Origin of the sequence: Rhizobium glycinendophyticum, assembly GCF_006443685.1 — a bacterium.
GTDB classification, from domain to species: domain Bacteria; phylum Pseudomonadota; class Alphaproteobacteria; order Rhizobiales; family Rhizobiaceae; genus Allorhizobium; species Allorhizobium glycinendophyticum.
Map to the genome: position 1 here is coordinate 590,832 of NZ_VFYP01000001.1, position 12,067 is coordinate 602,898.

At 58.4% G+C, this 12,067-nt stretch carries 12 protein-coding genes; all 12 read left to right on the forward strand.

The genetic code is table 11. The annotated features are described in order from the left end of the window. On the forward strand, positions 1 to 477 hold the full coding sequence (gene flgA, locus FJQ55_RS02895; protein WP_140826207.1) for a flagellar basal body P-ring formation chaperone FlgA: 477 nt from the start codon (positions 1 to 3) through the stop codon (positions 475 to 477). Further along, positions 474 to 1,595 (forward strand): flagellar basal body P-ring protein FlgI, encoded by a 1,122-nt coding sequence (locus tag FJQ55_RS02900; protein ID WP_140826208.1) that lies wholly within the window; start codon positions 474 to 476, stop codon positions 1,593 to 1,595. Before flgA ends, FJQ55_RS02900 begins: the two co-directional genes overlap by 4 nt. Further along, a complete protein-coding gene (locus FJQ55_RS02905) occupies positions 1,592 to 2,134 on the forward strand; it encodes a MotE family protein (RefSeq protein ID WP_140826209.1) in 543 nt (180 codons plus the stop codon). The genes FJQ55_RS02900 and FJQ55_RS02905 overlap by 4 nt, the downstream gene beginning before the upstream one ends. Then, positions 2,131 to 2,850: a flagellar basal body L-ring protein FlgH gene (gene flgH / locus FJQ55_RS02910; protein WP_140826210.1), complete on the forward strand. Its 720-nt coding sequence runs from the start codon at positions 2,131 to 2,133 to the stop codon at positions 2,848 to 2,850. Before FJQ55_RS02905 ends, flgH begins: the two co-directional genes overlap by 4 nt. Positions 2,851 to 2,877: 27 nt before the next feature. Continuing rightward, entirely contained in the window at positions 2,878 to 3,387 is a 510-nt protein-coding gene (locus FJQ55_RS02915; protein ID WP_140826211.1) for a flagellar basal body-associated FliL family protein, read from the forward strand. Further along, entirely contained in the window at positions 3,384 to 4,121 is a 738-nt protein-coding gene (gene fliP, locus FJQ55_RS02920; RefSeq protein WP_140826212.1) for a flagellar type III secretion system pore protein FliP, read from the forward strand. Before FJQ55_RS02915 ends, fliP begins: the two co-directional genes overlap by 4 nt. A 236-nt stretch (positions 4,122 to 4,357) precedes the next feature. Further along, entirely contained in the window at positions 4,358 to 5,542 is a 1,185-nt protein-coding gene (locus tag FJQ55_RS02925) for a flagellin (protein ID WP_140826213.1), read from the forward strand. A gap of 249 nt (positions 5,543 to 5,791) precedes the next feature. Beyond that, positions 5,792 to 6,985, forward strand: coding sequence for a flagellin N-terminal helical domain-containing protein (locus FJQ55_RS02930; RefSeq protein WP_140826214.1), 1,194 nt, complete (start codon positions 5,792 to 5,794; stop codon positions 6,983 to 6,985). A gap of 430 nt (positions 6,986 to 7,415) precedes the next feature. After that, positions 7,416 to 8,600: a flagellin N-terminal helical domain-containing protein gene (locus FJQ55_RS02935; protein WP_140826215.1), complete on the forward strand. Its 1,185-nt coding sequence runs from the start codon at positions 7,416 to 7,418 to the stop codon at positions 8,598 to 8,600. A 279-nt stretch (positions 8,601 to 8,879) separates the two neighbouring features. Further along, on the forward strand, positions 8,880 to 9,848 hold the full coding sequence (locus tag FJQ55_RS02940) for a flagellin N-terminal helical domain-containing protein (RefSeq protein WP_140826216.1): 969 nt from the start codon (positions 8,880 to 8,882) through the stop codon (positions 9,846 to 9,848). A 258-nt stretch (positions 9,849 to 10,106) separates the two neighbouring features. Next, positions 10,107 to 10,760: a GTPase gene (locus tag FJQ55_RS02945; RefSeq protein WP_140826217.1), complete on the forward strand. Its 654-nt coding sequence runs from the start codon at positions 10,107 to 10,109 to the stop codon at positions 10,758 to 10,760. Then, the gene (locus FJQ55_RS02950) at positions 10,757 to 12,067 is read left to right on the forward strand and encodes a MotB family protein (protein ID WP_140826218.1); all 1,311 of its coding nucleotides are present in this window, start codon (positions 10,757 to 10,759) and stop codon (positions 12,065 to 12,067) included. Before FJQ55_RS02945 ends, FJQ55_RS02950 begins: the two co-directional genes overlap by 4 nt.

The following is a 12,067-nucleotide window of genomic DNA, read 5'->3' on the forward strand; positions in this document are numbered from 1 at the left end:
ATGAAGTTTCGCCAATTACTCGGGAACATGGCACGTCGGGTGGTGCTCGCCGCCGGCGTGCTGTGCTTTGGACAGGGAATGGCATTCGCCCAGGGCACGGCCGTGGTCCCGACGCGCGTGATCTATCCTGGCGAAACCGTGTCTGCCGATCAGCTCAATGTGGTGGCGGTCACCAATCCGAACCTCTCCGGCGGTTATGCCCGCACCAAGGATGAAGTCGTGGGGATGGTGACGAAGCGGACGCTTCTGCCCGGGCGCACGATCCCCACCAGCAGCCTGCGGGAAGCCTTCGCGGTTAAGCGCGGCGGCAGTGTTCGTCTGACCTTCTCGATTGGCAATATGCTGATTAGCGCGAGCGGGACGCCCCTGGCTGACGCTTCGGTGGGCGAGCTGATCAAGGTCCGCAATCTCGATTCAGGTACGATCGTTTCAGGAACGGTCATGGCCGACGGTACGGTACAGGTGATGGCAAAATGAGATGGCTTGCTTCAACGCGGATCGCGCTGTGCGTCCTGGCGCTCGTGCTGGCACCTTTCGAGCCGGCACTGGCGACGAATTCGCGTATCAAGGATATCGCTTCCCTCCAGTCGGGCCGTGACAACCAGCTCATCGGTTACGGCCTCGTTGTGGGTCTCCAGGGAACCGGCGACAGCCTGCGGTCCTCTCCCTTCACCGACCAGTCGATGCGGGCGATGCTGCAGAACCTCGGTATTTCCACTCAAGGTGGCCAGTCCAATGCCAAGAACGTGGCAGCTGTCATGGTCACGGCCAATCTGCCACCTTTCGCCAGCCCCGGCAGCCGCATTGACGTAACCGCAAGTTCGCTTGGCGATTCGAGCTCCTTGCGTGGCGGCACGCTGGTCATGACGTCGCTTACCGGCGCCGATGGACAGATCTATGCGGTCGCCCAGGGCTCGGTCATCGTTTCCGGTTTCACCGCACAGGGCAATGCTGCCAGCGTCCAGGAAGGCATCACCACCTCCGGTCGGGTACCGGGTGGCGCCATCATCGAGCGCGAGCTTCCGTCCAAGTTCAAGGATTCTGTGAACCTTGTCCTGCAGTTGCGCAACGCCGACTTCACCACAGCCTTGCGGATCGCCGATACAATCAATGCCTATGCCGCGGCCAATTACGGCGCCCCGATTGCAGAGGCTCGCGACAGCCAGGAAGTGGTGATCCAGAAACCGCGAACGGCGGACCTCGCTCGCCTGATGGCGGACATCGAAAATCTGGTCGTCGCGACCGACTCGCCGGCCAAGGTGGTCATAAACGAGCGCACCGGGACGATTGTGATTGGCGCGGATGTGCGTGTTTCCCGTGTCGCTGTCGCCTACGGCACGCTGACCGTCACGGTCTCCGAAACTCCGCAGATCGTCCAGCCCGAACCCTTCTCCAAGGGCGTGACGGCCGTGCAGGACCAGACGGACATCATCGCCCAGAAAACCGGCGACAAGATTGCGGTGGTCGATGGGCCCGACCTGCGCACCCTCGTCAGCGGGTTGAACAGTATTGGTGTCAAGCCAGACGGAATCATCGCAATCCTTCAGGGCATTAAGTCAGCTGGTGCGCTGCAAGCGGAGCTCGTGCTGCAATGATCGGGTTCAAAGGCTTCAACCCCTCGCGGGCCGTTTTGCGAAGCGGAGCGGCAGTCCTCTTGATCGCAACGCTGCCGGCTTTCGCCGGCGTCGCGATCGGGCAGCAGCAGCCACAGTCGATGGAAAAGGCCTCCGAGGAGGAGATCCAGCAGTTCTGCACCAGCATTGCTGACGCCGCCCGCGACCAGCGCTACCTCCTGCAGAAGCAGGAACTCGACAAGTTGCAGGCGGATGTCGACAGTCGCATCGCGGTGCTCGAAACCCGTCGTGCGGAATATGAAGACTGGCTCACCCGACGCAACGACTTCATGAAGAAGGCGGATGCGCAACTGGTGGAGATTTACCGGAAGATGGCGCCAGATGCCGCGGCTCCGCAACTCGCGGAGACCGACGTGGTGCTGGCGGCCGCCATCATCATGAAGCTCCCGCCGCGTCAGTCGAGCCTGATACTCACCGAGATGAAACCGGACAAGGCGGCGGCAGTCGCGCAGATCATGTCGAGCGCCGGTGACGCCAATACTTCGAAGGATCCATCATGACCAAGCGTTTCCCGGCCTTGCTGGCTATTCTCCTTCTGGCTGGCTGCCAGAGTCAGACCATCAAGGAAATCGGCAATGCTCCGGCAATGAGCCCGATCGGATCCGGTCTCCGTTACAGCCAGACCCCGCAGATGGCCCTCTATCCGAAGCAGCCGACGCAAAGCGCGAGCGGCTACTCGCTGTGGAGCGACAATCAGTCGGCCCTTTTCAAGGATGCCCGCGCTCTCAACGTGGGTGACATTCTGACTGTCAACATCGAGATCGACGACAAGGCGACGTTTAAGAATGCCACGGATCGTAGCCGGACCAACGGCACGTCGCTGACTTGGGGTGCTGAAGTCAAACAATTCCTCGGCTTTGACACGGATACGGGCACCACTGGCGACCTCTCGACGGATTCGAGCACGAGCAGCAAGGGCGACGGCAAGACCGAACGGTCGGAAAAACTGAACCTGATGATCGCAGCCGTGGTCACAGGTATTCTCGAAAACGGCAACCTCTTGATCAGCGGTTCGCAGGAAGTGCGGGTCAATCATGAGATCCGTATCCTCAATGTCGCCGGTATCGCGCGTCCCCAGGATGTCGACGCCGAAAACACGATCTCCTACGAGAAGATCGCCGAAGCCCGCATTTCTTACGGTGGCCGTGGCCGCCTGACCGAAATGCAGCAGCCGCCGATCGGCCAGCAGGTCGTCGATATCTATTCGCCCTTCTGATCGCGGCGGGAGCGCTAGGGACTGGTTATGGAAGAAAATCCGGAAGGCGAAGGCAAGAAGAAGTCGGGCTTGATGGCACTCGCCATCCCGCTCGTCGTACTGACCGTCGTTGGTGGCGGAGGCGGCTGGGCGATCGGCACAATGTTGTCACCGAAGGTCAAACAGGCGCAGGAAGCGGCAGCCGCAGCAGAAGCGCCCGCCGGTCACGGCGAGGCCAAGAAGGAAGAGGGGCTCCCTCACGTCTCGACGGAAGCCAATGGCGTGGTTGCTCTTGAGCCCATCACGACGAACCTTGCCTATCCCTCGGAAAACTGGATCCGCGTCGAGGTGGCGCTGATGTTCAATGGCCCGCCGGACGTCAAGGTGGCCGAAGATGTTCACCAAGACATCCTCGCCTATCTGCGCACCGTATCTCTCCAGCAGGTGGAGGGTCCGCGGGGGTTCCAATATCTCAAGGATGACCTTCAGGAGCGTGTTGACCTGCGCTCGGAAGGGCGCGTATCGAAGGTGATGTTCAGAACCCTTGTGATCGAATGATTCGGCTTCTCACCCTCGTCGCCGTCATGATGATGGCGCCGGAACTGGCTGTTGCCCAGCAGTTCCCGACTGAGATATTCAACACCCCGATCGACGGATCGGTGGCTGCTTGGATTATCAGGACATTCGGCTTGCTCACGGTGCTGTCGATTGCACCGGGCATCCTGATCATGGTCACCAGTTTCCCGCGCTTCCTGATCGCTTTCTCGATCCTCCGTTCGGGCATGGGCCTCGCAACGACCCCCTCCAACATGATCCTGACCAGCATGGCCCTCTTCATGACGTTCTATGTCATGGCGCCGACCATGGATCAGGCCTGGACCAATGGTGCGCAACCCTTGCTCGCCAATCAGATTACGGAAGCGGAGGCCGTGGCGCGTATCGCCGAACCCTTCCGCACCTTCATGACCGCAAACACGCGCGACAAGGACCTGAAACTCTTCGTCGATATCGCCAACGAGCGTGGCCAGGCGACCATCGTTGACGGCAAGGTCGACTACCGCGTGCTTATCCCGGCCTTCATGCTTTCGGAAATCCGCCGCGGCTTCGAAATCGGCTTCCTGATCATCCTGCCCTTCCTCGTCATCGATATGGTGGTTGCCACGATCACCATGGCCATGGGTATGATGATGCTGCCTCCGACCTCGATATCCCTGCCGTTCAAGATCCTGTTCTTCGTCCTGATCGACGGTTGGAACCTGCTCGTCGGCAGCCTCGTCCGGTCTTTTGTCTGAACATCAGACGCTGTCGGAACAATCATTATTTTGCTGTTTACCATAGGCCGCGTGAAGCACGAATGCGCACGGTCGAATTAAGGTGTTGGCAACAAATGGCTGCGAGTTTGGAACTCGCACGACGGGTCTGGTAAAAAGAAAAAATACCAAATGGCATGATGCCGAACCGCGCGTGACCGGTAAGTTTTTAGTCCGGTATGTCCCCTCCAGTATCTTGTTTTCAAGGGACAAATCCTATGACCAGCATTCTGACAAACACCAGCGCCATGGGCGCGCTTTCTACCCTCCGCTCGATCTCCGCCAGCATGGAAGACACCCAGTCCCGCATCTCGTCGGGCCTGAAGGTCGGTTCCGCGTCTGACAACGCAGCTTACTGGTCGATTGCCACGACCATGAAGTCTGACAATGCCGCTCTTGGTGCCGTTTCCGACGCCCTCGGCCTCGGCGCTGCCAAGGTTGACACCGCTTATTCCGGTATGGAATCCGCCATCGACGTTGTCCAGCAGATCAAGACCAAGCTCGTTGCCGCCACTGAAGACGGCGTCGACAAGGACAAGATCCAGGAAGAAATCACCCAGCTGCAGGACCAGCTGACGTCGATTGCTGAAGCCGCCTCCTTCTCGGGCGAAAACTGGCTCCAGGCTAACCTCACTGCGGGTACCGACCTCGCCAAGAGCGTCGTTGCTTCCTTCGTTCGTGACGACTCCGGCAACGTATCCGTCAAGAAGGTCGACTACACCCTTTCGACCTCGAACGTCCTGTTCGACACCGGGGGCAACACCGGCATCCTCGACGGCACGACTTCGATCGATGGCAACGGCATTTCCGTCGACGTCAACGTCAACGGTACGGTTTCTGCCTACGACGTTGTCCGTTACACGACGGCTGAAGTCGTTGCAGACGGCGCTACGTTCGACACGGACGGTATCGCTGCATCGGGTGGTACGGTTTCGGATGGTTACGTCAAGGTGGACGACGACACCTGGGTTGCCGCAATTGACCAGACGACGGACACCACGGTCGAAATCTTCACCGAAGATTCCGGTGGTGCACTGTGGGCAATCGACACGACCAACACGTCTACCGCCACGCTGAGCACTTCGGTTTCGGCCTTCACGATCACGAACACCACGACCTCTGCGCAGCTCGATGATCTGATCCAGATGGTTGATGACGCGCTGACCTCCATGACCAGCGCGGCTTCTTCGCTCGGTTCGATCTCGTCGCGCATCGAGACTCAGGAAAGCTTCGTCAGCGACCTGAGCGACTCGATCGAAGCCGGTGTTGGCCGCCTGGTTGATGCCGACATGAACGAAGAGTCGACGCGCCTCAAGGCCCTGCAGACCCAGCAGCAGCTGGCTATTCAGGCCCTGTCGATCGCCAACTCGGACTCGCAGAACGTTCTGTCGCTGTTCCGTTAATCGGACCAGCCAGCATCCTTGGGCTGGCGGGCTGAGCCAGTCTAGGAAGAGCAGGTCGCAGTTAACCCTGCGGCCTGTTTTTTTAATAATTGCATTTAAGAATTGTTAACCATGTTTAAGTTAGATGAACCCATCGCAACGACGGGTTAACACTCATTAAGAACAGGTTAGCAGGCATGATGCTGACCGTCGTTACCGGCCCATCCGGAATGTCCCTGTCTATATCAGCCAATCAAGGGGCAGACTTCAATGACCAGCATATTGACCAATGTCGCGGCGATGTCCGCACTTCAGACCCTTCGCAGCATCGATTCCAGCATGGAAGATACGCAGGCACGTGTCTCGTCCGGCCTCCGTGTCGAAACAGCGTCTGACAATGCGGCCTATTGGTCCATTGCAACCACGATGCGCTCCGACAACATGTCGCTCGCAGCTGTTGAAGATGCGCTCGGTCTTGGCGCTGCAAAGGTGGACACCGCTTATTCCGGCATGGAATCGGCCATTGAAGTTGTGAAGGAAATCAAGGCCAAGATCACCGCTGCGACCGAAGACGGCGTTGATAAGGATAAAATCCAGGAAGAAATCACGCAGTTGCAGGACCAGCTCGTCTCGATTTCGGAAGCTGCCTCATTCTCCGGAGAGAACTGGCTCCAGGCCGACATCACTGCTGCAGGCGGCAGCGAAGTAAAGTCGGTTGTCGCATCATTTGTTCGAGATGCAAACGGCGACGTTTCGGTCAAGAAGGTGAACTATACGCTCGACAGCACAAGCGTATTGTTTGACTCCGGAGGCGACACCGGCATTCTCGATACGATCCAGACAGTTGAAGGAAATGGTGTCACCGTCAACGTCAACATTGCCGGTACAACGACCCCATACAATGTTCTCAGCTACACGACGGCTGAGGTTATCGCGGATGGCGCAACGTTCGACTCCGGAGGTGTGGTCGCAGTCGGTGGCACGGTTTCGGCAGGTTATGTCAAAGTCGACGATGACGTCTGGGTCGCCGCCATTGACCAATCGGGCGCAACGGATCACGAGATCTTTGCAACGGATGTCGATACGAGCGGCGTATGGGCCATCGATGAGACCAACCTGGCAAGCGCTACGGCCTTGACCACCTCTGTCGCGACCCTCTCGATCGACAACTCCACGAGCTCTACCCAATTGGACGGTCTCCTGCAGATGGTTGATGATGCCTTGGAAGCGATGACAAGTGCGGCATCGGCTTTGGGTTCGATCTCGTCGCGTATCGAAATGCAGCAAGAATTCGTGGCAAGTCTCACCGACTCCATCGATACGGGTATCGGCCGTCTTGTAGATGCCGACATGAACGAAGAGTCGACCCGCTTGAAGGCACTGCAGACCCAGCAGCAGCTGGCTATTCAGTCGCTGTCGATCGCGAATTCCGCATCGGAAAGCGTTCTGTCGCTCTTCAAGTAAGGTCCGCTGGACCATCAATAATAGGGCTTCTTCGGAAGCGCCTTATCCAAGAAATGCCGCGCCCGAAGGGTGCGGCATTTCTCGTTTTGTCAGCGCTCTTCTTTGTGTGTCGTCGCCGCTGAGAGGTCAGGTGCTCGCACCTAGGCAGCACATGATGGTTGAGCCCCGGCGCCATTCGTTAACACCCGCCCTGCTCCCAACACTCCAATTAAAGCTTTGGTCAGACACCTTAATGAAAGGTTACAAAAAACATCATTTTATTATTGAAAAACATCGGGTTAGTTCATTCTTAGTTAACCACGCGTCGGTAGATTGGCCCCATAGAACGAGACATTAACCCTAACGGGAATTGATGGGCATGAAGCTGACACTCGTTCCCGGTGACTCCGGAATGTCCCTTTCTTAATCAGCCATTCAAGGGGCACTAAATATGACTAGCATTCTGACAAACGTCGCAGCTATGGCTGCGCTCTCCACATTGCGCTCGATCGATTCGAGCATGGAAGAAACGCAGGGTCGCGTTTCCTCTGGCCTTAAGGTCGGTGCAGCATCTGATAATGCCGCTTACTGGTCGATTGCCACCACCATGCGCTCCGATAACATGGCACTGTCTGCCGTGTCCGACGCGCTCGGCCTCGGCGCTGCCAAGGTTGACACCGCTTATTCCGGTATGGACTCCGCCATCGAGGTGGTAAAGGAAATCAAGGCAAAGCTCGTTGCCGCCACTGAAGACGGCGTCGACAAGGACAAGATCCAGGAAGAAATCACCCAGCTGCAGGACCAGCTGACGTCGATTGCTGAAGCCGCCTCCTTCTCGGGCGAAAACTGGCTCCAGGCTAACCTCACTGCGGGTACCGACCTCGCCAAGAGCGTCGTTGCTTCCTTCGTTCGTGACGACTCTGGCAACGTATCCGTCAAGAAGGTCGACTACACCCTCTCGACTACGAACGTCCTGTTCGACACCGGGGGCAACACCGGCATCCTCGACGGCACGACTTCGATCGATGGCAATGGCATTTCCGTCGACGTCAACGTCAACGGCACTATTGCTGCCTACGACGTCGTCCGTTACACGACGGCTGAAGTCGTTGCAGACGGCGCTACGTTCGACACGGACGGTATCGCTGCATCGGGTGGTACGGTTTCGGATGGTTACGTCAAGGTGGGCGACGACACCTGGGTTGCCGCAATCGACCAGTCGACGGACACCACGGTGGAAATCTTCACCGAAGATTCCGGTGGCGCAGTCTGGGCAATCGACACGACCAACACGTCTACCGCCACACTGAGCACTTCGGTTTCGGCCTTCACGATCACCAACACCACGACAACTTCGCAGCTCGACGATCTGATCCAGATGGTCGACGACGCGCTGACCTCGATGACCAGTGCCGCAGCGGCAATCGGCTCGATCTCTTCGCGCATCGAAACCCAGACCGAGTTCGTTGCTTCGCTGAGCGACTCGATCGATTCCGGTGTTGGCCGCTTGGTTGATGCCGACATGAACGAAGAATCGACGCGCCTCAAGGCCCTGCAGACCCAGCAGCAGCTGGCAATCTCGTCGCTGTCGATCGCCAACTCTTCGTCGGAAAGCGTCCTCTCGCTCTTCCGTTAAGAGGTTCGCTGATCCAACAGCTCGCAAGATTGATCTCCGCGCTCCGAAAGGAGCGCGGATTTTTCGTTTGTGCCTTGCGCGAAACTTTTGGCCTTTCTTATTCTTCTCGGTTTCTTGTTTATCAGCCTTGCTTAACCAAGGTCTCGCTTGTTAGATGGCACCGTTAACGATTTGTTAACGGTGACGGGGACTGTGCCTTGGCGCGGTCTGCATGATGCCCACCCGTCTTTGCCGGCTCTTTCGCCGGATGCGCACTTGTGTACGCTTGAGGGCACCAGCATGACCAGCATTATGACCAACGCAGCCGCAATGGCCGCGCTCCAGACGCTTCGCTCGATCGATACCAATCTGGAAACCACCCAGAGACGGGTGTCTTCCGGCTATCGCGTCGAAACCGCGTCGGACAATGCTGGTTACTGGTCGATCGCGACGACCATGCGCTCCGACAATGCTGCGCTCTCCACCGTCGCGGATGCACTCGGCCTCGGCGCGGCGACCGTTGATACCGCTTACACGGCACTCGACAACGTCATCGAAGTCATGTCGAGCATCAAGGCTAAGTTGGTGGCCGCCAGTGAGCCGGGCGTCGACAAGAACAAGATCAATGAGGAAATGAAGCAGCTGAAGGACCAGCTGATTTCTTCCGCCCAGTCCGCTTCCTTCTCCGGTGAAAACTGGCTTTATAATACCAACACAAATGCCCTTGGGACCAAGGAGGTAGTGTCTTCCTTCATCCGCGGTGCCGATGGCACTGTGCAAGTGACGACCCTTGACTTCGATACCGAAGACTCCGTCCTGATCGACACGCAGGATGCCAGCCGCGGTTTCCTCACCAAGGCCATCGATGCTGATGCGCTGAGCAGCGCCCCGACGGGGACCGCCCGCGACTATTACCTGCTGGACGTAGGCTCTGCCACTCCGGTCACAGGGACCGAGATCGCTATCGATGCCAACACGGACACCGCAACGCTCGACGACATGATCAGCGTCATCGATGACCTCCTGGGTCAGTTGACCGATTCTGCCGCGACCCTCGGGGCAATCACCAGCCGTATCCAGATGCAGGACAATTTCGTGTCCAATCTGATGGACGTTATCGACAAGGGCGTCGGTCGTCTCGTTGACGCCGACATGAACGAGGAATCGACTCGTCTGAAGGCGCTGCAAACGCAGCAGCAGCTCGGCATCCAGGCACTATCGATTGCCAACACCAGCGCTGAAAAGCTCCTGACCCTCTTCCAGAACTAAGCGTAAACGCACGGGTGACTCCTCGGCGGGGTCAAGCCGAGGTCGAGGCTACTAGGCGGGGCAGCATTCATCTTCGCGCAAGATTGACCGCCTAGTTTCTAACATTGTTGATGGCAGGAACCTGCCGAAACTATGGCCCTGAAGTGAAAGTCGATTTTCGAAGATGAAAGCACGTTCTGGCCACGTCGACACTGATTTGAGACCCCAGCCGGCCCGCGCTTACGGCCCGCATCCAGTCGCCGATGGAGGCGATCGCCTATGAGCATGCCTTTGGCACGATACTTAAAAGATTTCTCGGCGCCCCCCGCGCCCCCGCAGCCCATTGAGTCCCCCTTCGGCATGGCCGGGGAGGATGATTTCGACATGGAATTTCCAGCGCTTCCCGAGCCTGAACCCGAACCCATCGATCTCGAAGCCGAGCGCCGCGAAGCCTTTGCCGAGGGACATGCTGCCGGCGAGCGTGAAGCGGTCGAGCGTCTCGAAGCGGAGCGGCAGGTGCTGGAGACGGCCCATGCCGAAGCCATGGCAGAGCTAGAGCAGCGCCTCCGGGATGAATTTGCTTCAGCCCTGACCACGAAATTGCCGGAGGTCGCGAAGCGCCTGTCGCTGGCGGTTAGCGAGCAGGTGGCACATGCCTTGGCGCCGCTGATCGAAGAGCACATCGTCGAGAAGGCGGTCGCTGAACTGGCAGATCAGTTGGAAGCGGCCGTTCTTGCCGGCGAGGGCGGAACAATCCAGATACGTGGACCGCGAGACCTGTTCGAGAAACTTCAGTCCCATATGCCTGATCACGGCGAAATGCTCAGGCATGTCGAGGGCGTGGATCTGGATCTCACGGCCGAGTTCGGTGAAACCGCGCTTGTAACCCGTATTTCCGCCTTCAGCGCCAGCCTGAAGAAAGTGCTGTCATGAGCGACGAAAATCATCACCACGGCAAGAACGAGATCATCATCGTCAAGCGTCACAAGGGTGACCATGACGGCGCCCATGGCGGTGCCTGGAAGATCGCTTATGCCGACTTCATGACCGCTATGATGGCCTTCTTCCTTGTGATGTGGCTAGTGAATGCTGCCAATGAGGAAACCAAGGCTTCCGTTGCCAGCTATTTCAATCCGATCCAGCTGTCGGACGAGAAGCCAACGGAAAAGGGCCTGAAGAAGCCCGTCGATCAGGCGGAAGGCGAAGAGAAGAAGGAACGCTCGAAGATTGAGGATGACGAGACGCGTGTCGGCTCGGCTGCCGCAACCGGTGAAGATATGACCGCTTCGTCGGGCGAGAATTCCAACTATTCGGAGGCCGACTTCTTCGAGAATCCCTATTCGGTTCTGGCCGAAATCGCCCAGGAAGTTGGCCAGCAGGCAAATGTCAGCGCGAAGGGGGAGGGCGGTGCAGCCGACTCCGGGCCTTCGACCGGTGCCCAGGGTGGCGAAGCCTATCGCGACCCCTTCGATCCGGATTTCTGGACGCAGCAGGTTCAGACCGCAAACGGACCGGCCGGCAAGCCGACCGACGCTCAGACACCATCAGATCAACAACAGCAGACGGCGCTGGAGAAGCCTCAGGACCAGACCCAGCCTTCAACCGAACCCGAACAGCAGATCGCGCTGGTCGTGCCCGGTCAGAAGCCCACTCCGGCTGAAATGCAGGCGGCTGACAAGCCGGATGACGGCAAGACCGAGAAGGCCGAAGACGGCAAGACGGATCAGGCCAAGCTTGGCAAGTCATCCGAAGATTCGCCTGAAGTGAAGGCGCAGATGGTTGCTGCCGAACAATTGAAGCAGGACATCGAGAAGGCTATCGGCGGAACGGCGGGCAAATTGGCAGAAGGGCTCATTGTCACGCCGGCCGAAGGCGGCCTGCTGGTCACGATCAGCGACCAGAGCGACGCTGCCATGTTCAATGTCGGGTCTGCCGTGCCGCAGAAGGAAATGGTCCTTGCGATGGAGCGGATCGGCAAGCTGCTGCAGGACAGACCTGGCCAGATCGTCATTCGGGGTCATACCGACGGTCGGCAGTTCAAGGGAACCGAAAACGACAATTGGCGTCTTTCCATGGCCCGTGCCCACAGCGCCTACTACATGCTGGTCCGTGGTGGACTGAAGGAGGATCGCGTCGAGCAGGTTTCCGGCTTCGCCGACCGTCGTCTCCAGGTGCCCTCGGATCCGCTGGCCGATGCCAACAGGCGCATCGAGATCCTGATCCAGGCGGAGCAGGGGTAA